The organism is Micromonospora sp. NPDC002296 (assembly GCF_040296145.1).
Lineage (GTDB): Bacteria > Actinomycetota > Actinomycetes > Mycobacteriales > Micromonosporaceae > Micromonospora.
The window spans coordinates 49516-71951 of sequence record NZ_JBEOWQ010000012.1 but is presented as its reverse complement, the minus strand read 5'-3'; the positions used below and the strand labels follow the sequence as shown (position 1 = coordinate 71951).

Here is a 22436-nt window from a genome sequence, read left to right as displayed (position 1 = left end):
CACCGCGGCGGCCCCAGGCCGCGATCAGTACTTGCGGTTGGGCAGGGCCGCCTTGGCCTGGTCCTGGGTGAAGGTGGTCTCCTCGGTCTCGATCCGGGGCGGCACCTGCTCGCCGTCGTGGGCCTTCTTCACGAGGTCCATGAGCTGCGGGCCGAGCAGCGGGCTGCACTCGGCGATGAAGTTGAACCTGCCGTCGGCCAGGGCCTGCATGCCGTCCTTGACCGCGTCGATGGTGATGATGGTGATGTCCTTGCCCGGCACCTTGCCGGCTGCGGTGATCGCCTCCAACGCGCCGAGGCCCATGTCGTCGTTGTGCGCGAACAGCACGTCGATCTTCGGGTTGGCCTTGAGGAACTGCTCCATGACCTGCTTGCCACCGGCCCGGGTGAAGTCACCGCTCTGCGAGGCGATGGTCTTCAGGCTCGGGTTGACGGCGGTCGCCTCGGCGAAGCCCTTCTTGCGGTCGTTGGCGGGCGCCGAGCCGGTGGTGCCCTGGAGCTCGACGATGTTCACCGGGCCCGACGTGCCCTTCTTCTGTTCGACCAGCCACTCGCCGGCCAGCCGGCCCTCCTTGACGAAGTCGGAGCCGATGAAGGTCTTGTAGAGGCTCTTGTCGGCCGAGTCGACGCTGCGGTCGGTGAGGATCACCGGGATGTCGGCGTCCTTGGCCTCCTTGAGCACGGTGTCCCAGCCCGACTCCACCACCGGCGAGAAGGCGATCACGTCCACCTTCTGCTGGATGAAGTTGCGGATCGCCTTGATCTGGTTCTCCTGCTTCTGCTGCGCGTCGTCGAACTTCAGCTCGATGCCCGCAGCGGCGGCCGACTCCTTGATCGAGGTGGTGTTGGCCGTCCGCCAGCCGCTCTCCGCGCCGACCTGGGAGAAGCCCAGGACGATCTTTCCATCGTCGCCGGCGTCGCCGGTGTCGCTGTTGCCGCAGGCCGCCACGCTGCCGACGAGCAGCACGGTGGCCAGGGCCGTGGCGGCGGCGCGCCAGGGCCGGGAAGGCATTCGCATCTTTCGCATCAGTTCTCCTCGGATTGGTGTGGTGGGGTGTGGTGGGGTGGCGCCGACCGTCCGCCGGACGGACGGTCGTACCCGGGGGCGGTTCAGGAGGTCGCCGCCGAGGTGCCGCGTTGGCCGTAGGCGTTCTGGTAGCGGTGGTACAGGGCATCGATGTGAGCCTGCGCCATCGGCGCCGGGTCGCCGAGGACACGGGTCAGGTGCGCGGTCCGGGCGACGTCCTCGCACATGACGGCGGCCTTGACCGCCGCACGGGCGTCGCGGCCGATGGTGAAGACGCCGTGGTTGCGCATCAGCACCGCCGGCGAACGGTGCCCGGAGAGGGTGGCCACGATGCCCTTGCCGATATCGTCGCCGCCGATGAGCGCGAACGGGCCGACCGGGATCTCGCCGCCGAACTCGTCGGCCTGCGCGGTGAGATGGCAGGGAATCGCCTCACCGCGGGCCGCCCAGGCGGTCGCGTACGCGCTGTGGGTGTGCACGACACCGCCGACCTCGGGCATGGCCCGGTAGACGTAGGCGTGCGCGGCGGTGTCGCTGGACGGCGCGAAGTCTCCCTCGACCAGGGTGCCGTCGAGGTCGCACACCACCATCGTGGCCGCCGACAGGTCGTCGTAGTCGACACCGCTCGGCTTGATCACCATGAGGTCGCTGCCGGGCACCCGTGCCGAGACGTTGCCCGAGGTCCAGGCCACCAGGTTGTAGCGGGTCAGCTGGTGGTGCAGGCGGGCAACGGTCTCGCGTAGCTCGTCCACCTGTCGGGTCGCCTCGGCATTCATCCGACCATCTCCCACAGGGTCTCGGTCCGGCCCGCCGTCGTGTCCAGGGCCGCGTTGCGGATGGCCCGTAGGCGGAGCATCACGTCGTTGCCGCCGCGACCGAAGTGGTCGTGCAGCCGCCGGTATTCGGCGTAAAGCGCGTCGTAGGCCCGCGCCCGCTCCGGGTCCGGCCGGTGCACGGCCTCGTGCACCCGGCCCATGGCCTGCGACGCCTCCTCGATCGTGGGGTACGCGCCGGCGGCGACGGCGGCGTGGATCGCCGAGCCCAGCGCCGGCCCTTGCGCGGAGGCGATGATGCCCAGCGGGCGGTCGGTGACGTCGGCGTAGATCTGCATCAGCAGGTCGTTGGAGGTCAGGCCGCCGGCGATCACCAGGTCGTCGACCGCCACTCCGGCGGCGGCGAACGCCTCGATGATCATGCGGGTGCCATACGCGGTGGACTCCAGCAGCGCCCGGTAGACGTCCTCCGGCCGGGTGGCCAGGGTCAACCCGACGATCATTCCGCTGAGGTCGTGGTTGACCAGCAGCGACCGGTTGCCGTTCCACCAGTCCAGCGCGATCAGGCCGTGGGCGCCGACTGGCTGGGCGGCGGCCAGCTCGGTGAGGCGTTCGTGGCTGGCGACACCGGCCGGGGCGGCCTGCGCGACGAACCAGCCGAATATGTCCCCCACCCCGCTCTGCCCCGCCTCGTAGCCCCAGGAGCCGGGGCTGATGCCGCCGTCGACGACGCCGCACATGCCCGCCACGCTGGCGGGGCGGGTGCCGTTGACCACATGGCAGGTGGACGTGCCCATGATGGCGACGAGCCGTCCGGGTTGCACCGCCTGCGCGGCGGCGGCGGTGACGTGGGCGTCGACGTTGCCGGCGGCCACGGCGATCCCCTCCGGCAGACCGGTCCACCCGGCGGCCCGGGCGGTGAGCGCCCCGGCGCGGGCGCCCAGCGGCAGCAGGGGGCCGTCCAGTTTGGCAACGAAGTCGCCGAAGGACGGATCGAGGGCGGTGAGAAAGTCGGTGCACGGGTAGCGGCCGTCCTGCCGGATGCCCTTGTAGCCGGCGGTGCAGACGTTGCGTGTCTCGGTGCCGCACAGCTCCCAGACGATCCAGTCCGCGGCCTCGATGAAGCGCTCGGCCCGGTGGTAGACCTCCGGGTCCTCGCGGAGGATCTGCAACCCCTTGGCGAACTGCCACTCGGCCGAGATCTTGCCGCCGTAGCGGCCGATCCACGGCTCACCGCGCTCGTGGGCCAGGGCGTTGATCCGGTCGGCGTCCGCCTGCGCGGCGTGGTGCTTCCACAGCTTTACCCAGGAGTGTGGACGCTCGCGCAGCTCGGGGACCTCACACAGGGGCGTGCCGTCGGCGAGCGTCGGCAGGACCGTGCAGGAGGTGAAGTCGATGCCGATGCCGATGACCTGTGCGGGGTCGACGCCGGCGGCGGCCAGGGCCGCGGGCACCGCGTGGCGCAGCACGTCGCGGTAGTCCTGCGGGTTCTGCAACGCCCAGTCCGGGGGCAGCGGCTGCCCGCCGGGAAGGGCCGCGCTGATGACCCCGTCGCCGTACTCGTGCACCGCGGTTCCCAGTTCGGCACCGTCGCGGACCCGGACCACGAGGGCCCGGCCGGACAGGGTCCCGAAGTCGACACCGACGACGTAGCCGTCGCCCGCTCCATCGACACGGTCCATGTTCACCTCCACCGTTTGACGCGGATAGTGTTAACGCTCACATCCACTTCCGTCAAGGCATCTGTTCGCAACAGCTGCGTAACGAGGCGGTTGCGGGGGGTCGGCGTCGCGGCACGGGGGGCTGCGGCTGCCGGAATGCCCGGGGTGGCGGGAGGGGGCCGGGATGGTGCGTCTTCAGGTCAGCTGCGCGATGTGGAAGCACCGGTCGCGGCAGAGGCGGCTCCTGGCGCACCCGCTCGCGCCGCACGAGCGCCTGCGGCACTACGCGAGCCGACGCGACGCGGTCGAGGGAAACACCACCCTCTACGCGACCCGGCCGGGGAGACAAGGATCCCACTCGACACCACCGTGTTCTTCCAGAGCCCGTCGACCAGCGACGCGGAGCGGGATGCCAGGGCCAGGAAGCTCCGCCCGCCACGACGGACGGCGGCGCTGACGGCCGGCCGACGGTGGCCGCGCGATCAGACCCCGGTCCGGCACCACGCCGAGTCACGTACGTCTACGCATTGCGCATGTTAGCGCTAACAGATACCGTCGGCCACGGAGGCGAAGGGCACGCCTCCACGCTCACCCGACCCGCACCCGGCCTGGTGGAGCGATACACGGCCAACGCCGGCCGATCGCCTCCGGGCGTCTCCGGCGGGCGCTGCGCGCATGGCGGGTCGGGCCGGCCGCCCGACCCACCCGGGAGCCACGGCGCGCGCCGCCCACCTCCGCGCGCCGACCCCGCCCCGACCACCCGCCGACCCACAGTGCCGGCCGGACAGCGGACGGCCGTCGTCTCCACCCGGTCGTGCTGAACAGATGTTCCCATCCACCCCCCTGGGAGGCACTGGTGAAACCCCCACCGCCACCGCTGATCAGACTGCGGCGCTCTGTCGCCTGGTTCGTGAGCCTGCTCCTGGTCTCCACGTTGCTCCCGGCCACCGCCGCCAAGGCCGACAACCCGATCGTCCAGCACATCTACACCGCCGACCCGGCCCCGCTGGTGCACAACGGCCGGGTGTACCTCTACACCGGCCACGACGAGGACGGCTCCACGAACTTCACGATGAAGGAGTGGCGGGTCTGGTCGTCCGCCGACATGGTCAACTGGACCGACCACGGCTCGCCGCTCAACGTCGGCACCTTCAGCTGGGCGAAGGCGAACGCGTGGGCTGGCCAGGTCATCGCCCGCAACGGCAAGTTCTACTGGTACGTGCCGGTGACAGCCAAGTCGACCAACTCGATGGCCATCGGGGTGGCGGTGGGCGACAGCCCCACCGGACCGTTCCACGACGCCATCGGCCGTCCCCTGGTGGCCAACGGCGAGATCGACCCGACCGTCTTCATCGACGACGACGGGCAGGCGTACCTGTACTGGGGCAACCCGAACCTTTGGTACGTGAAGCTGAACGCCGACATGATCTCGTACTCCGGCGGCGCCACCAAGATTCCCCTCACCACCGCCGGATTCGGCACCCGGACCGGCAACGCCAGCCGGCCGACGCTGTACGAGGAGGGTCCCTGGGTCTACAAGCGCAACGGCCTCTACTACAACGTCTTCGCGGCGGAGTGCTGCTCGGAGTTCATCGCCTACTCCACGGCCACCGGCCCCACCGGGCCGTGGACCTACCGAGGCACGATCATGCCGAGGCAGGGCGGCAGCTTCACCAACCATGCCGGGGTCGTCGACTTCAACGGCGGCTCGTACTTCTTCTACCACAACGGCGCACTGCCCGGCGGTAGTGGCTACACCCGGTCGGTAGCCGTGGAGAAGTTCGCCTACAACAGCAACGGCACCATCCCGACGATGAACATGACCACCACGGGCGCTCCGCAGATCGGCACGCTCAACCCGTACGTGCGTCAGGAGGCCGAGACCATCGCGTGGGGCTCCGGCATCGAGACGGAGCCGGCCAGCGAGGGCGGGATGAACGTCGGCTGGATCGAGAACGGCGACTACACCAAGGTCAAGGGCGTGGCCTTCGGCACCGGCGCGTCGTCCTTCACCGCCCGGGTGGCCTCGGCGACCAGCGGCGGCACCATCGAGATGCGGCTGGACAGCCCCACCGGCGCCCGGGTGGGCGCCTGCGCCGTACCGGGCACCAGCGGCTGGCAGACCTGGCAGACCGTCTCCTGCCCGGTGACCGGCGCGTCCGGCACCCACGACCTGTACCTGCGCTTCAGCGGCGGCAGCGGCTACCTGTTCAACGTCAACTGGTGGCAGTTCCAGAACGCGTCCGGCCCGACGCCGACGGCAACGCCCACCCCGACGCCCACGCCCACGCCGACCTTCACCCCGACGCCGACCCCGACGGGCCCCGGGGGGCTGTCCTGCGGGGTCACCAACGAGGTGGTCAACACCTGGCAGGGCGGCTTCGAGGGCCGGCTGACCATCACCAACGGGCCCGTCCCGGTCACCGGCTGGCGGGTGAGCTTCACCTTCCCCGGCGGACAGACGGTGTCGCAGACCTGGAACGGCACCTACAGCCAGCAGGGCAACCAGGTGACCGTCACCAACGCCAGCTACAACGGCCAGCTCGCCGCAGGCGCAACCACCGCCGTCGGCTACGTCAGCGCCACCACCGGCGGCAACCAACCGCCGACCAACCTGACCTGCACACCCGCCTGACGATCGTGATGGTCCGCCCCGCCGCGCCGGGGCGGACCATCACCCCACCACCGTCCACCGCCCAGAACGAGTCCCCCCGGCCGGGCCCTGGTCCGAGCCGCAGTCCCATGGAGGTTCCATGTCATCCCCGTCCCTCAGCCGACGCCAGCTGCTGCAGGCCGCCGGTGCCACCGCCCTCGTCTCCGCCGCCGGCGGCACCATCCTCGGTCAACTGCCGGCCGCCGCGGCGGTGGTCCCCCCGGCGCGGGCGGACATCGGCGTCTCGGCGTACCCGTTCGACCTCGGTCAGGTACGGCTGACCGCCGGCCGCTTCCAGGACAACCAGAACCGCACGCTGAACTACCTGCGCTTCATCGACGTGGACCGGATGCTCTACAACTTCCGGGCCAACCACCGGCTCTCCACCAACGGGGCCGCGACGAACGGCGGCTGGGATGCCCCGAACTTCCCCTTCCGCACCCACATGCAGGGGCACTTCCTCACCGCCTGGGCGCACGCCTATGCGGTGCTGGGCGACACCACGTGCCGGGACAAGGCCAACTACATGGTCGCTGAGCTGGCCAAGTGTCAGGCGAACAACAGTGCTGCCGGGTTCAACACCGGCTACCTGTCCGGCTTCCCCGAGTCCGACATCAGCGCGGTCGAAGCGGGCACGCCCGTCGCCGTGTCGTACTACTGCATCCACAAGACCCTGGCCGGACTGCTCGACGTCTGGCGGTACATCGGCAACACCCAGGCCCGCGACGTCCTGCTGCGGGTCGCCGGCTGGGTCGAGTGGCGCACCGGCCGGCTGAACTACAACCAGATGCAGACGGTCCTGAACACCGAGTTCGGCGGCATGAACGAGGTGCTGACCCAGCTCTACCAGTACACCGGTGACGGGCGCTGGCTCACCGTCGCCCAGCGGTTCGACCACGCCGCCGTCTACGACCCGCTCGCCGTGAACTCCGACACCCTCAACGGCAAGCACGCCAACACCATGCTGCCCAAGTTGGTCGGCGCGGCGAAGGAGTACAAGCAGACCGGCACCACCCGGTACCGCGACATCGCCAGCAACTCGTGGAACATGATCGTCGGGGCGCACACCTACGCCATCGGCGGCAACAGCCAGGCCGAGCACTTCCGGCCACCCAACGCGATCGCCGGCTACCTCAACAACGACACCTGCGAGCACTGCAACACCTACAACATGCTCAAGCTGACCCGGGAGCTGTGGCTGCTCGACCCGAACCGGGCCGCGTACTTCGACTACTACGAGCGTGCTCTGCTCAACCACCTCATCGGCGCGCAGAACCCGGCAGACAGCCACGGTCACATCACCTACTTCACCCCGCTCAAGCCGGGCGGACGCCGGGGGGTCGGCCCGGCCTGGGGTGGCGGCACCTGGAGCACCGACTACAACTCGTTCTGGTGCTGCCAGGGCACCGGCATCGAGACGAACACGAAGCTGATGGACTCCATCTACTTCCACAACGGCACGACGCTGACCGTGAACCTGTTCGTGCCGTCGGTGCTGACCTGGTCGCAGCGCGGGATCACCGTCACCCAGAGCACCAGCTACCCGGTCAGCGACACCAGCACGCTCGCCCTGTCCGGCACGATGAGCGGGTCGTGGAGCATCCGGGTGCGGATCCCGGCGTGGACCACCAACGCGACGATCGCCGTCAACGGGGCGACGCAGAGCGTGGCCACCACGCCCGGCAGCTACGCCACGGTCACCCGCACCTGGGCGGCGGGCGACACCATCACCGTACGGCTGCCGATGCGGGTCGTCGTGCAGGCCGCGAACGACAACCCGAACGTCGCCGCGATCACGTACGGCCCGGCGGTGCTCTGCGGCAACTACGGCAACACCGCGCTCAGCGCACCGCCGACGCTCAACGTCTCGTCGATCACCCGGACCAGCACCAACTCGCTGACGTTCACCGCCACCGCGAACGGGTCCACGGTCAACCTCGGGCCGTTCCACGACGCCCAGGGCTTCAACTACACGGTCTACTGGAACACCAGCGGCGGCTCCGGTGCCAGCAGCCACCGCCTCGTCAACGTCGGCACCGGCCTGGTCCTCGGCATCAAGGACATGTCCACCGCCGACGGCGGGCTCGCCGTGCAGTGGGGCGACAGCGGGACGGCCGACCACAACTGGGTCATCGTGACCGATGGCGAAGCGGTCCGGTTCCGCAACGTCAACAGCGGCAAGGTCCTCGGCGTGCAGAACATGTCCACCGCCGACAACGCCACCGTGTTGCAGTGGGCCGACAACGGCACCGCCGACCACCGGTGGACCCTCCTGGGCCAGGGCGACGGCAGCTACAAGATTCGCAACACCAACAGCGGGAAGCTGCTCGGTATCCTCGACGGCTCGACCGCCTGGGGCGCGCAGGCCGTGCAGGACTCCGACAACGGCAGCGCGGACAACCGCTGGCGGCTCGTCGCCAACCAGTAGGCGGCGATCGGTCGGAACCGGGCGTCGGCCCGAGTCGCCGGGCGGGACGGCGAGGGCCTTAGGTCGCACGAATGGCAACGCGCCAGGAGATCGGACGCATGCCGGCGAACCTTCGTCGACCTCACTCCGCTGGTCATGGGCACTGAGCGATGACTTGATTTGTCGAGACGAAACATCCGCGACGCGGAGCCCTTGGCAGAAGCGCGGCGGCCCCGCGACACGGCCGGTACGTCCGACGTGTCGCGGGGCCGCCGAGAGGGTGTCTGTCCCCGGATCGGAGCGCGTGGGGTGGCCGCCGCGCCGCGCTCAGCGGGCCGTGCCGGCGCGACGCTTGTTGTAGACGTCGAAGGCCACGGCGACCAGCAACACCAGCCCCTTGACCACCGACTGGACCGACTGGTCGACGCCCATGAGCTGCATACCGTTGCTCATCACCGCCATGATCAGGCCGCCGACCACGGCACCGACCACGGTGCCCACACCACCGGTGACGGCCGCGCCACCGATGAAGGCGGCGGCGATCGCGTCCAGCTCGAACATGTTGCCCGCAGCGGGCTGGGCGCCGTTGGACCGCGAGGAGTAGATGACCCCGGCGACCGCCGCCAGGAAGCCCATGTTGACGAACATCCAGAAGTTGACCGTCCGCACCTTCACCCCGGACAGCGTCGCCGCCGACAGGTTGCCGCCGATGGCGTAGACCTGCCGGCCGAAGACGGTACGCCGGGTGAGCAGTCCGTAGACCAGGACGAGAACGGCCAGCACGATCAGCACGATGGGCAGCCCCCGGGCGTGGGCCAACTGCCAGGCGAAGTACATGATGACCGCCCCGACCGCCGCCACCCGGGCGACGAACAGTGGGAACGACTCCACCGGCTGCTGGTACCGGACCCGGGCCACCCGGGTCCGGAAGCCGCTGACCACGTACCCGGCCACCGCGACGGCCCCGATGAGCAGGGTGAACGCGTCGAAGCCCTGACCGCCGAGCAGTCCGTTGAGGAAGCCGGCGGCGACCTGCTGGTAGTCGGCCGGGAACGGCGAGAGCGAGATGTTGTCCAGCACCCGCAGGGTGAGGCCGCGGAACAGCAGCATGCCCGCCAGCGTCACGATGAAGGCGGGGATCCCGGCGTACGCGACCCAGAAGCCGTGCCAGGCACCGACCACCACCCCGACCGCCAGCGCGGCCAGGATGCCGACCCACCAGGGGTAACCCTCCCGGATGACCAGCACGGCGGAGACCGCCCCGGTGAGCGCGACCACCGAGCCCACCGACAGGTCGATGTGCCCGCCGATGATCACGATCACCATGCCGATCGCCAGCACCAGGATGTAGGAGTACTGCAGCACGATGTTCGTGATGTTGCCGGGGCTCAGCGACACCCCGTCGGTCAGCACGGCGAAGAGCGCGACGATGACGACCAGGGCGACGTAGATGCCGCTCTGCCGCAGGTTGTTCAGCACCAGCGCCCGAAGGTCACTGGTGCCGGTGTGCAGGGCGACGCCCGGGGTCTTCCCGGTCGGCCGCGGGGCGGGGGCCGACGAGGTCTTGACGCTGGTCATCCCACGCGCTCCTTGTCCTTCGTCATCAGGTCCATGAGGTACTCCTGGGTCGCCTCGACCACCGGCACCTGGCCGGTGATCCGGCCGGCGGCGAGGGTGTAGATGCGGTCGCACATGCCCAACAGCTCCGGCAGCTCCGAGGAGATCAGAATGACCGCCTTGCCGGCGGCGACGAGCCGGTTGACGATCGTGTAGATCTCGAACTTCGCCCCGACGTCGATCCCCCGGGTCGGTTCGTCGAGGATCAGCACGTCCGGGCTGGTGAACAACCACTTCGACAGCACGACCTTCTGCTGGTTGCCGCCGGAGAGCTTGCCGACCACCGCCATCACGCTGGTCGTCTTGATGTTCATCTCGCGTCGGCTCCGCTCGGCGACCTCGATCTCCTCGTTGCCGTTGACCCAGCCGAGGCGGGCGAGCCGGCCCAGTGCGGCGGCGGAGACGTTGCGCCGGACGTCGTCGATCAGGTTGAGGCCGAAGCGCTTGCGATCCTCGGTGACGTAGGCGATGCCGTGGCCGATGGCCTGCGCGACGGTGTGCGCCCGGACCTCCCGGCCACGCACGAACAGCCGGCCGCGCACGTCCCGGCCGTACGACCGGCCGAAGACGCTCATCGCCAGCTCGGTCCGCCCGGCCCCCATCAGTCCGGCGATGCCGACCACCTCGCCGGCGCGTACGTCCAGGCTGACCCCGTCGACGACCAGCCGGTCCTGGGTGGGGTGCCGCACGCTCCAGTTCTCGATCCGCAGCACCTCCTCCCCCGGCGACGAGACCCGATCGGGGTAGAAGGTGTCCAGATCCCGGCCGACCATCCCCCGGATGATCCGGTCCTGGGCGACGGCCCCCGACGCCATGGCGAGCGTCTCCACCGTCCGCCCGTCCCGGATGACGGTGGTCGAGTCGGCGATCGCAGTGACCTCGTTGAGCTTGTGCGAGATCAGAATGCAGGTGATGCCCCGATCCCGCAGCCGTCGCAGCAGGTCGAGCAGGTGTGCCGAGTCGACGTCGTTGAGGGCTGCGGTCGGCTCGTCCAGGATGAGCAGGCGAACCTTCTTGGACATCGCCTTGGCGATCTCGACCAGCTGTTGCTTGCCGACGCCGAGCTGGATGACCGGGGTGACCGGGTTCTCGTGCAGGCCGACCGAGGCCAGCAGGTCGGCGGCGTCAGCGTTGGCCCGGTTCCAGTCGATGAGGCCGCCCAGCCCACGGCGCTCGTTGCCGAGGAAGATGTTCTCGGCGATCGACAGGTGCGGCACCAGGGCGAGTTCCTGGTGGATGATGACGATGCCGTGGGACTCGCTGTCGCGGATGCCCCGGAAGTGCACCGGCCGACCGTCGAAGACGATCTCGCCGTCGTAGGAGCCGGTCGGGTGTACGCCGGAGAGCACCTTCATCAGGGTGGACTTGCCGGCGCCGTTCTCGCCGCAGATGGCGTGGATCTCCCCTCGGCGCACCGCGAGGGAGACGCCCTGCAGTGCGGTGACCCCGGGGAAGGTCTTCGTGATGCGTCGCATCTCGAGGATGGTGTCGTCCATGGTCAGCGTCCTGATCGTCAAGGCCGGGGGCGGGCTCGCGGTGCCGTCGGGCGCGGCGACGTCCGTCACCGCGCCCGACGGCCGGCTCACTTCTTGGTCTGGCCGGCGGCGACCTCCTCGGCCGTGTAGTAGCCGGAGTCGATCAGCGCCGTCTTGATGTCGTCCTTGTAGACGGTCTGGATCGGCAACAGGTACGCCGGGACGACCTTGACCCCGTTGTCGTAGGTCTTGGTGTCGTTGGCCTGCGGCTGCTGGTCCTTCAGGTACGCCTCGGCTGCGAGGACGGCCTGCTCGGCGAGCAGCCGGAGGTCCTTGAACACCGTCGAGCTCTGCACCCCGTCGTTGATCAGCTTGATCGAGGCGACCTCGGCGTCCTGGCCGGTCACCACCGGCAGCTTCTTCTGTCCCTGGCCGTAGCCGACGTTCTGCAGTGCGGTGATGATGCCCCGGGAGATCCCGTCGTACGGCGCCAGCACGCCGTGGACCTGCGTGCCGTCGGCGTAGCTGGAGGTGAGCAGGTCCTCCATCCGCTTCTGCGCGGTCTCCTGCTGCCAGCGCAGGGTGGCCGCCTGCTCGATGCGGGTCTGGCCGGACCTCACCCGCAGCGAGCCGTTGTCGAGGAACGGCTTGAGGGTGTCCATCGCCCCGCCGAAGAAGTACTGGGTGTTGTTGTCGTCGAGCGAGCCGGCGAACAACTCGACGTTGAACGGGCCGGTGGCGCTGCCCTTGGAGCCGTCCTTGTTCTGCAGGCCGAGGCCGACCAGCAGCGCGGTCGCCTGGGCGACGCCGACCTTGTAGTTGTCGAAGCTGACGTAGAAGTCGACGTTCTTGCTGCCCCGGATCAGCCGGTCGTACGCGATGACCGGGATCTTCGCGTCGGCGGCGGCCTGCAACTGGCCGCTGAGGGCGGTGCCGTCGATCGCCGCGATGATCAGCACGTCGGCGCCCTGGGTGATCATCTGGTCGACCTGCTGGGACTGGGTCGGGATGTCGTCGCCGGCGTACTGCAGGTCGACCTTGTAGCCCTTGGCCTCCAGCTTTTCCTTCACCGCCTTGCCGTCGGCGATCCACCGCTCGGAGGTCTGCGTCGGCATCGCGACGCCGATGGTCAGGTTGGCGGGTTTCTCCCCGCTGGTGTCACCGCCGCTGCCGGCACCTTCGCCACTGCACGCGGCCAGGCTGAGCGCCATTGCCGCGGAACCGAGAGCGACCAGGAATTTCCTGCGCACAGGTTTCTCCTCTCCGGAACTCCCGTCGAACGCCGGGACCACCTGTCACCTTGGGGTGAGTGTTAGCGTTCACATAGCCCCTCGTCAACACCCCTCCGGAAATCCGGATGTCACGGTCCCGTAACGGGAATCTTGCGAATTGTCCGCCCCGGTCCCACCCCGCCGGCCGCCGTCCAACAAGGAGGACCAGAGGCCACCCGCCCTCCCAGTAACCGATCCGGGCATCGGCCGGCCACCCGCCGCCCGCAGCCGGGCGGCGACGGTGGCCGGCGGAGGAGGCCGGCGCGGACCGCGCCCCGTTCGTGGTCCACGTCGGCGGCTGCGGCACCCGGCTAGCGCTGGGTCCACCGCTGGTTCGCCGCTGCCGTGCAGGACCAGAGGATCACTGCACTGCCGTTGACGGTCCCGTTCTCGTACACGTCGAGGCACAGGCCGGACTGCCCGTTACTGATGGTGCCGTTGGCGTTGAGCGTCCACCGTTGGTTGGCCCCGCCGTTGCAGTCCCAGATCTGGACCTTGGCGCCGGCGGTGGCGTTGAGCGGGGCGTCCAGGCACTTGTTGAGGGACTGCAGGGTCTGCCCGCTCACTGTCCAGCGCTGGTTGGCGGCCCCGTTGCAGTCCCAGATCACCGGCTGGGTGCCGTTGGCGGTGTTGCTCTGCGGGACGTCCAGGCAGCGGCCCGAGGAGACGCTCGCCAACGCGCTCGACGTGGACGGCGGCGGGGTCGTCGTCCCGCCGCTGACGCGGAACACCACCGTGCCGTGCGACGGCACGCTGGCGCTGATGGTCCCGCTGGTGGTGGTAGTGGCGTTGGTCCAGGCGTCCAGCAGCGTGAAGGAGGACCCGGACTTGCCGATGGCGGCGGCGGTGGTCGAGATCGTCGTCGTCGAACCGCCCTGGTTGAACAGGGCGACGGCGACGTCACCGTTGGCCAGCCGCTTGGCGAGCACCCGCCGGGTGCCGTCGAACGAGACCTGGGCGGCCTGCAGCGCCAGCGGGTCCTGGTTGATGGCGATCAGGTTGGCGTTCTTGAGGATGGTCTGGGTGGCCGACGTCATGTTGCGGATGTCGTTGCCGGCGATCAGCGGGGAGGCCATCACCGCCCACATCGCGAAGTGGCTACGCATCTCGGTGTCCGTCATGCCACCCCGGCCGACCTCCATCATGTCCGGGTCGGTGAAGGCCCCCGGCTTCGCGTACGGCGCAAGCGGGACGGTCACGTCGATGATGTTCTGGACGCCCATCGGGTAGCCGTTGGTCTGGCCGGTGTTCCAGGCGTTGGTGATGTCCTCGGTGGTGCGCCACATGTTGGCCACGTCGCCCCAGTTGCGCTGGGGGCCGGTCTTGGCGTGGATGCTGTTCGGGTTGATGCTGTAGACGATCGGCCGCCCGGTCGCCGCCAGCGCGTCCCGCATCTTGGCGAACGTGGCGACCTGCTCGTCGATCGACCCGGTCGGCGAGCACCAGTCGTACTTGAGGAAGTCGACCCCCCAGGCCGCGAACTGTCGGGCGTCCTGCGCCTCGTGGCCCAGGCTGCCGGTAGCGCCCGGGTACGAGCCGAAGTACTGGGCGCAGGTCTTGTCCAACGGCACCTGGTAGATGCCGAACTTCAGCCCCTGGCCGTGCAGGTAGTCGCCGAGGGCTTTCATCCCGCTCGGGAAGCGCGTCGGGTCGCCCTGCAGGTTGCCGGCGGAGTCGCGGTTGGGGTTGAACCAGCAGTCGTCGACGACGACGTACCGGTAGCCCAGGTCGCGCATCCCGCTGCTGACGATCGAGTCGGCCATCTGCCGGATCAGCGTCTCGCTGATGTTGCAGCCGAAGGAGTTCCAGGAGTTCCACCCCATCGGGGGTGTGCGGGCCACCCCGTTTTCCAGGGCCTGCGCCGCCGGGGCGTGCACGCCGGTCAGGACACCGGCCAGGAGCAACCCGGCCGCCAGGGCCCGCCCCCAACGACGGGCTCGCACGAATCGCTTCACCAGAGTCTCCCGTCAGTGACGCCGCCCGGGCGCGGCGCAGGGCAAAGTAGGCGGGACGCGGCTATGTGAACGCTCACATCCACCGGTTCCATGCTACGGAACCGGTTCGCCTCATTCAACTGCTTCGATCTCACCACTACCGTCGACCTGCCCTCACGCGGAAGTGGTGACCCGTCTCCCGACGGCCTCATCCCCCTCGACCGCACCTCTCGGCGGAGGGCGGGCAGCGGCATGGCGCCACGCCGCTGTCGGGGGGGGGTCCTCGGCCCGCGCACAGGAAGCCACGCTGCCCGGACCGCCACCGCGGGTCGCCCCGAGGGTGGGACACGCCGCCTGCGGGTTGGCGGAACATCACGACTTGACGAACGGCATGTTATCGCTCACAGTCGATGGCCAGAGACGACGACACCTGCGGCTTACCGGGCGAGCCTGCGTCGTCAACCTCGAATCCGCCGTGCGCCGGGGCATGCAGACGTCCTGTCAACGCCTGCGCCCCGCCACGCGCCGCGGTGCGCCCATTTTCGGGTAGACCGTTCGGCTCTTGGTTATCAGAAGGAGGATCATGTCTGCCTTAAGTAGATCTCCATCGACCGCGCTGCCGTCGCGGCGGCGAGGGTGGTTGCTACGGTTCGCCGCCGTCGGCGTGGCGGCGGTGATGGCCGGCGTTGCCGCGGCGGCGGTGGCGTCGACACCCGCCGCTGCGGCGACAGTGGACACGAACGCTTGGTACGTATTGGTCAACCGCAACAGCGGCAAGGCCCTGGACGTGTACAACCTGGCCACGAATGACGGTGCACGGATCACCCAGTGGGCCCGGAACAACGGCAACCAGCAGCAGTGGCAGTTCGTGGACTCCGGCGGCGGCTACTACCGGCTGAAGTCGCGGCTGTCCGGCAAGGTGCTGGACGTCTACAACTTCTCGACCGCCAACGGTGCCAGCGTCGTGCAGTGGACCGACGGCAACGGCACCAACCAGCAGTTCCGGCTGGCCGACTCCGACGGCGGCCACGTCCGCTTGATCAACCGGAACAGCAACAAGGTGGTGGAGGTGCAGGGCGCGTCAACCGCCGACGGCGGCAACATCGTGCAGTACGACGACTGGAACGGCGCCAACCAGCAGTGGCAACTCGTCCGCGTCGACGGCGGGGGCAACCCGACAACTCCGCCGCCCGGCACCTGCGCTCTGCCGTCGACGTACCGCTGGAACTCGACGGGCCAGCTGGCGAATCCGAAGTCGGGGTGGGTCTCGCTCAAGGACTTCACCCACGCCCCCTACAACGGCAGGCATCTCGTCTACGCGACGACGCACGACACGGGGACGTCGTGGGGCTCGATGAACTTCGGCCTCTTCTCGAACTGGTCTGAGATGGGCTCGGCCAGCCAGAACACGATGCCTTTCGCCGCTGTCGCGCCCAGCCTGTTCTACTTCGCTCCGAGGAACATCTGGGTCCTCGCCTACCAGTGGGGTGGGACCGCCTTCTCCTACCGGACGTCGACCGACCCCACTAATGTGAACTCGTGGTCGTCGCAGCAGACGCTTTTCACCGGCAGCATCTCCGGCTCCGGCACCGGGCCGATCGATCAGGCAATCATCGGTGACGACACGAACATGTACCTGTTCTTCGCCGGAGACAACGGCAAAATCTACCGGGCCAGCATGCCCATCGGGAACTTCCCGGGCAATTTCGGCTCGACCTACACGACCATCATGAGTGACACGACGAACAACCTGTTCGAGGCGGTTCAGGTATACAAGCTCCAGGGCCAGAACCGGTACCTCATGATCGTCGAGGCGATCGGCTCGCAGGGTCGCTACTTCCGCTCGTTCACGGCCACCAGCCTGGGCGGTACGTGGACACCGCAGGCCGCCGCCGAGAGCAACCCCTTCGCTGGGAAGGCCAACAGTGGCGCCACCTGGACCAACGACATCAGTCATGGCGAACTGATCCGCAGCAACGCTGATCAGACCATGACCGTCGATCCCTGCAACCTGCAGCTGCTCTACCAGGGGCGTTCCCCCAACTCCGGCGGCGACTACGGCCTCCTGCCCTACCGGCCGGGTCTACTGACCCTGCAACGTTGAGGGTGTGACACAGGTCCGGCACGAATGTTCCTGAGGGGCGGGCTCGGTGCAAGGCCGAGCCCGCCCCGGTCTCGTGCGGAAACACAGGGTGGTTGATGCCGCCTTGGCATCGGCTGGCACCGTCCTGCTGGCACCGGCCGCGGTGTCGTACGGGCGCTGGAGAGCCAGGTCATGAACACCGCGCGCTACACAGGCCGCACCGGACGTCGACGTCCGACCTCGGCCACAGGCGTATCTACGAGCAACGCTGACCCCGGTGGTGGGCTCGAAGGCCCGCACTCAGGATCTTCGCCACGTCGATCCGGGCGGGAACGGCGCCCGCCCCCGGAATGCGGGAGCAGGCGCCGCCGCCTGAGATCGCCATGGCACCGACCATCATCACGAGAACTGCGCGAAGAACCTCCAGATCTCACCCTTGGTCCAGGTCGTGATGCCGCTCTCGGCGTAGGTTCCGTCCACCGGCCCGGGCAGGTGACCGTTGTCGAACGCAGCCCACTGGACCGGGTAGCCGGCCCGGCATCCCGAGTAGGTGGTCGTGATGTGCGTGCGGCTGCCCGCCCCCGGCTCGGGCGGGCTCTGGGCTGCGCAACCGTTGTTCCGGACGAACGTGTCGCGCAGTGACCGCCCCTGGGAGATGTTGAGGACGTTGTCGGAGATGCCGTGCAGCCCGAAGTACGCGATGGGCTGCGTACCACCGCTGCACCCGCTGATCTGCCCCCCGGCGATCACCGCGACGGCCCGGAAGACGTCGGCCCGCGCGCAGGCGAGGGCATAGCTCATGCCGCCGCCCCAGCTGAAGCCGAGGGCGAACCGCTGCCTCGGGTTGACACAGAGGTCGCTCTCGACCCGCTTGATCATGTCGTCGACGAGGGTGACGTCCTCACCGCCGGCATTGCCCCAGCCGTTGCCGAGCCCTTGCGGTGCGACCAGGATCGCGCTGTTGTTCGACTGCTCCTGCTGCCCGTAGTAGGACCAGGCGGCCCCGCTGGTGCCGCCCGAGGAGATCTCCTGCATGGTGCCGCCCCGCCAGTGGAACGCGAAGATCAGCCGGTAGGGGTTGTTGTAGTTGTAGTTGGCGGGCACCCGCAGGATGAAGGAGCGGCTCTTGCCGTTGCTCTGAATCGTGTGCGTGCCGCTGGACAGCGTCGGCACCCTGCCGCACCCGGCGCCACCTGACGGCGGGTTGCCGCTGTCCGCGCGGACAAGCTGCCACTGCTGGTTGGCACCGTTCCAGTCGGAGTACTGCACGATGTTCCCGCCGTCGGCCGTCGAGGCGCCCTGCACCTCCACGGCCTTGCCGCTGTGCCGGCTGATCAACCGGACGTGGCCGCCGTCCGAGTCGGCCAGCCGGAACTGCTGGTTCGTCCCGTTGAGGTCGGACCACTGCACGATCGCACCGCCGTCGGCGGTCGACCAGTTGTGTACGTCGAGGACCTTGCCCGAGTGCCGGGACTTCAGCCGGTAGTAGCCGCCACCCGAGTCCACGAACTGCCACTGCTGCTGGTTACCGTTGTTCCGGGACCACTGGGTGATCCGGGCACCGTCATTGGTCGCGAGGTTGTACAGGTCCAACGCCTTGCCGCTGTTCCGGTTCACCAGGACGTACCAGGCGTTGGTGTCCACGGTCGCAGCCGCTGCGGGCGCCGCGTTCACAGCGACGAACGTGCCGGCCGCCATGACCACGGCCGCCGCCGCGGCCAGCCCTGACCGCCAGCGACGCCTGCGTGGAGAGGCGAGACGAGCCTCACCGATGGCCTTCATGGTCCACTCCTTCGATCGGGGTCACCCACGAGCAGAACGCACGCGCGTGCCCTGGCGTGTGTGCCGGCATCTGGTGGTGGCGTCGGCACATCGAGGTGTTTGTGCGGGTGGAGATGCGGCCACCGGCCCACGTCCCGGCCGCAGCCCGGACCGGCCGAGGAGCAGGACCGCGCCGACCGCGGCGGTGCATGGCCTGGCTCCCGACAGCCACGCGTCCCGCAATTCTGTGCCGACGGAACGGTCGGCCTAACCGATGCGGATCAGTTGCCACTGCTGGTTGTTGCCACCCCAGTCGGCGTACTGGACGATGTTCGCCCCGTCAGCGGTGGACGCACCCTGCACCTCCACGGCCTTGCCGCTGTTGCGGTTGATCACACGCACGTAACCCCCGGCTGATTCGGCGAGGCGGAACTGCTGGTTCGTGCCGTTGCCATCGCTCCACTGCACGATCGCCGCGGCGTCGGAGGTGGAGAAGTTGTAAACGTCCAGCACCTTGCCGGAGAGCCTGGACTTCAACCGGTAGTAGCCACCACCCGAGTCCACGAACTGCCACTGCTGCTGGTTACCGTTGTTCCGGGACCACTGGGTGATCCGGGCACCGTCATTGGTCGCGAGGTTGTACACGTCCAACGCCTTTCCACTGTTCCGATTCACCAGCAGGTACCAGGCACTGGTATCCACCGGGGAGCCCGGCGGAGGCGTGGAGGGCGGGTTGGCGCCGGCGTTGAGGGCGTTGAGAACGGAGGTGTACGCCGCCTTCTTGTTGCCTGACCGATCGAACAACAGGGCGTCGTCGGTGCCGCGCCAGGAGTCGCTGTCCCGCACACCCCAGACCGTGATGCCGTTGCAGCGCGAGACAGCCAGGCAGGCGCGGGTGACCGTGGCGTAGATGTTGGCCTGGTTGGAGCCCGTCATGACGTCGAGTTCGGTGATCTGCACGTCGACGCCGAGGTCGGCGAAGCGCTGCAGATTGGCCTGGTAGTCCCCCGGGACCGAGGTGCCCAGGTGGGACTGGAAACCGACACAGTCGATCGGTACGCCACGGGCCTTGAAGTCCCGCACCATGTTGTAGACACCGGTCGACTTCGCATTGACGCCGTCGGTGTTGTAGTCGTTGTAGCACAACTTCGCACCGGGATCGGCCGCCCTGGCTGCGCGGAATGCCGCCTCGATCCAGTCATTGCCCGTACGCTGCAGGTTCGAGTCACGCCGACCGCCGCTGCCGCCGTCGGCGAATGCCTCGTTGACCACGTCCCAGGAATGGATCTTCCCTCGGAAATGGGTGGCCACCTGGGTGACATGGTTGATCGCGGCGTTGCGCAAGGTGGTGCCGGACAGACCCTGCGCCCAGCCCGGTTGCTGCGCGTGCCACAGCAGGGCGTGACCGCGCACGCTCATGCCGTTGGCCTGGGCGTGACTGACGAGACGATCGCCGCCCGTGTAGCTGAACCGACCCTGTTGCGGCTCGGTGGCGTCCCACTTCATTTCGTTCTCGGCGACAACACTGTTGAATTCGCGGTTGAGGATGCCAACGTACTGACTGTCGGAGAGCTTGCCCGTCGCGACGGCCACGCCAAAGTAGCGGCCCTTCTCGGCGGCGGACGCTTTCAGGGTCGTGCCGGCACTGGCCGTCGAGGCCAGCGCCACCGTCATACCCGCGGTCAGTGCGACGGCGATAGTCGCCGCCGACAGCAGAGTTCTCTTGGTTCTCATGTCGTTCCTTCTCGTTGTCTTGCACCGGTGGTGGTGTGGTGGTGCCCTTTCGCTCAGGGAAGCCGGTCCGGGACGGCAGACCGGTTCGCTGACGGTCAGATGGGTGAGTGGCGGCGCCTCCAGGTGCGCTCCGCCGGTCATCGTCGGCCGGTCCGCGCTGGCTCGGGCGTTCCGACCGGCTGTCGCAGACAGCTGCTGATGGTCCTGAAGCGACATCCCTGTGCCCTGGGGGATGCCCTGGACGCGAGGTTCGGCCAGCTCGGCTCGCCCGGTGAGCCACAGATGCCGTCATCCTCGACATCGAGAGTGAGCGATAACATTTCGTTCGTCAAGACGTGATCGGGCATCCATGCCCGTGCCCTCCGGAACACCGTTCCATCCGAACGAATCTTGGCCGCGCCCCTCGCCGTCGCCACGGAACGGGCTGTCGGGGGCGTCGGCTCGGTGTCACGGGCGCATGGGACGATCACCCTGTTATCGCTCACATCAAGCAGACGAGAAAGACACCAGCGCGACCAGGGCCTGCGCGCCACCGCCCTGCCACACCCGATGCCATCGCCGTGAACCTGCTCGCCCTGCGCGACGCCACCTGCGTACGCCGGCCCGCCTACCTCCGTCGGCCCACCTACACCTGAAGCTGACGTTGGAGATTGTGCGCAACCCCCTCGGTTCCGTGCACGCCCGCGCGCGGAATGCGCTCCAGGAACTCCGGAAGAGTTTTCGATCCCGTACAGGCAGCGGGGCCGGGAACGTTCCGGTGGCCACCGGAGCTCTGCCGCCGACCGTGCGCGTTCGTGGTTGAAGCTTGCCCGAGGGGCAGTGAACGCAAGTACGGATACGAGCGCGAGGTCGGTCGGCTATGCGCTTGCGCCCGGGTGGCGATGGGGCAGGATGGCGTCGTGCCGCTGTTCGAGATCCAGCCCGAGGCGATCGTTGCCGTGCCCTCGACCACGTTCGCGGTGGAGCAGGTGCTGGAGCGGGCGGACCTGCAACGGTTGCTGCGTGCCCACATTGGTGTGATCGCCGACGAGGTGCTGGTGGTGTCGGAGGAGTTCGGGGCGTTCACTGAGGCGCGGCGTCGTATTGACCTACTGGGCGTGGATCGGCAGGGGCGCTTGGTGGTCATCGAGCTCAAGCGGACGATCGACGGTGGGCATCTGGAGTTGCAGGCGTTGCGGTACGCCGCGATGGTGTCGGCGATGACCTTCCCGGACTTGGTGGACCATTACGAGCATTACTTAGCCCGGGTAGAGCCGGATGCGGTGGACGAGGCACGTGGCCGGCTGGCCGACTGGCTGGACGACGGCGAGGACACCACGTTGAGTCGCGAGGTGCGCATCGTTCTGGTCGCGGCCGGGTTCGACCGGGAGATCACCACGACCGTGTTGTGGCTCAACGACATCTACGGACTGGATATCCGATGTGTGCGGCTCAGCCCGTACAGGGTCGGCGATCGTCTGCTGGTGGATGTGCAGCAGGTGATCCCGTTGCCGGAGGCCAACGAGCTGACCGTCCAACTGCGACGCCGGGAAACTCAGGCCCGCGCGACACGGTCGGACAATCGGGACTGGACCACGTACGTGATCACGACCCCACACGGTGCGAGCGAGCCGTTACGCAAGCGTTGGGCCGTGCTGGAGATGGTCACGGCCCTGCACCGCGCCGGCGTTCCGGGTGACGCACTCGCGCGGGTGCTGCCCCGTTCTCGGTTCCTCGACCTGGACGGCGTCCTGTCCGGCCAGGCACTCGCCGACGCGTTCATCGCTATATATCCGGGCGCAGACGGTCGCATCGGTCGGTGGTTCATCGAACGTCCCCTCCATGATGCGGACCGCACGTGGGTGCTGTCGAAGATGTGGGGAACAAAGACACAGCCCACCCTCGATCGCCTTGTCCGGCTGGCACCGGCGGGCGGCTTCGAGTACGAGGCGATCAACACGGCATAGGACATCCTGCACGGCCGGCGGTTGACCATGCAGCCGTCATCCGGCCGCACTGCGGTATGCGCGCCTCCAACCAGCGCCAAGCTGTCCTATGCCTC

The 22436-nt window shown here is 68.6% G+C and carries 13 protein-coding genes and 1 pseudogene; 5 read left to right on the top strand and 9 right to left on the bottom strand.

From position 1 onward, the window contains the following. Positions 1-24: 24 nt before the first annotated feature. From ABT023_RS12795 to araB, 3 genes are all read right to left on the bottom strand, one after another. Positions 25-1011 carry an ABC transporter substrate-binding protein gene (locus ABT023_RS12795; RefSeq protein ID WP_502890663.1) on the bottom strand — a complete coding sequence of 329 codons (987 nt, stop codon included), beginning with the start codon at positions 1009-1011 and terminating at the stop codon, positions 25-27. 98 nt (positions 1012-1109) lie between these two features. Beyond that, positions 1110-1802 carry an L-ribulose-5-phosphate 4-epimerase gene (locus tag ABT023_RS12790; protein WP_350884717.1) on the bottom strand — a complete coding sequence of 231 codons (693 nt, stop codon included), beginning with the start codon at positions 1800-1802 and terminating at the stop codon, positions 1110-1112. Then, a complete protein-coding gene (gene araB / locus ABT023_RS12785) occupies positions 1799-3481 on the bottom strand; it encodes a ribulokinase (RefSeq protein WP_350884715.1) in 1683 nt (560 codons plus the stop codon). Before araB ends, ABT023_RS12790 begins: the two co-directional genes overlap by 4 nt. Before the next feature lie 190 nt (positions 3482-3671). On the opposite strand from araB, the pseudogene ABT023_RS12780 reads away from it, so the two are divergent. The 3 genes and pseudogenes from ABT023_RS12780 to ABT023_RS12770 all read left to right on the top strand — a co-directional run. Next, a pseudogene (locus tag ABT023_RS12780) lies at positions 3672-3809 on the top strand (DUF72 domain-containing protein); the annotation flags it as partial. A gap of 507 nt (positions 3810-4316) precedes the next feature. Continuing rightward, positions 4317-6095, top strand: a complete 1779-nt coding sequence (locus ABT023_RS12775) for a family 43 glycosylhydrolase (RefSeq protein ID WP_502890659.1) — start codon at positions 4317-4319, stop codon at positions 6093-6095. Positions 6096-6213: 118 nt separating this feature from the next. Beyond that, complete coding sequence (locus tag ABT023_RS12770) at positions 6214-8541, top strand: beta-L-arabinofuranosidase domain-containing protein (RefSeq protein WP_350884714.1); 2328 nt, start codon at positions 6214-6216, stop codon at positions 8539-8541. A 306-nt stretch (positions 8542-8847) separates the two neighbouring features. Here ABT023_RS12770 and mmsB read toward each other — a convergent pair whose 3' ends face one another. The 4 genes from mmsB to ABT023_RS12750 all read right to left on the bottom strand — a co-directional run bounded on the left by mmsB (position 8848) and on the right by ABT023_RS12750 (position 14706). Beyond that, on the bottom strand, positions 8848-10098 hold the full coding sequence (mmsB, locus tag ABT023_RS12765) for a multiple monosaccharide ABC transporter permease (protein ID WP_350884712.1): 1251 nt from the start codon (positions 10096-10098) through the stop codon (positions 8848-8850). After that, complete coding sequence (gene mmsA, locus ABT023_RS12760; RefSeq protein WP_350884710.1) at positions 10095-11633, bottom strand: multiple monosaccharide ABC transporter ATP-binding protein; 1539 nt, start codon at positions 11631-11633, stop codon at positions 10095-10097. The genes mmsB and mmsA overlap by 4 nt, the downstream gene beginning before the upstream one ends. An 86-nt stretch (positions 11634-11719) precedes the next feature. Beyond that, positions 11720-12862, bottom strand: a complete 1143-nt coding sequence (gene chvE / locus ABT023_RS12755) for a multiple monosaccharide ABC transporter substrate-binding protein (protein ID WP_350884708.1) — start codon at positions 12860-12862, stop codon at positions 11720-11722. Between the two features lie 332 nt (positions 12863-13194). After that, complete coding sequence (locus ABT023_RS12750; RefSeq protein WP_350884847.1) at positions 13195-14706, bottom strand: glycoside hydrolase family 27 protein; 1512 nt, start codon at positions 14704-14706, stop codon at positions 13195-13197. A 694-nt stretch (positions 14707-15400) separates the two neighbouring features. On the opposite strand from ABT023_RS12750, the gene ABT023_RS12745 reads away from it, so the two are divergent. Continuing rightward, entirely contained in the window at positions 15401-16921 is a 1521-nt protein-coding gene (locus ABT023_RS12745; RefSeq protein WP_350884706.1) for a non-reducing end alpha-L-arabinofuranosidase family hydrolase, read from the top strand. Positions 16922-17299: 378 nt separating this feature from the next. Here ABT023_RS12745 and ABT023_RS12740 read toward each other — a convergent pair whose 3' ends face one another. Together ABT023_RS12740 and ABT023_RS12735 are read right to left on the bottom strand one after the other, a co-directional pair. Continuing rightward, positions 17300-18682: an RICIN domain-containing protein gene (locus tag ABT023_RS12740; RefSeq protein WP_350884704.1), complete on the bottom strand. Its 1383-nt coding sequence runs from the start codon at positions 18680-18682 to the stop codon at positions 17300-17302. A 246-nt stretch (positions 18683-18928) separates the two neighbouring features. Continuing rightward, complete coding sequence (locus ABT023_RS12735; protein WP_350884702.1) at positions 18929-20395, bottom strand: endo-1,4-beta-xylanase; 1467 nt, start codon at positions 20393-20395, stop codon at positions 18929-18931. A gap of 899 nt (positions 20396-21294) precedes the next feature. On the opposite strand from ABT023_RS12735, the gene ABT023_RS12730 reads away from it, so the two are divergent. Beyond that, a complete protein-coding gene (locus ABT023_RS12730; protein WP_350884700.1) occupies positions 21295-22341 on the top strand; it encodes a hypothetical protein in 1047 nt (348 codons plus the stop codon). Positions 22342-22436: the final 95 nt, after the last annotated feature.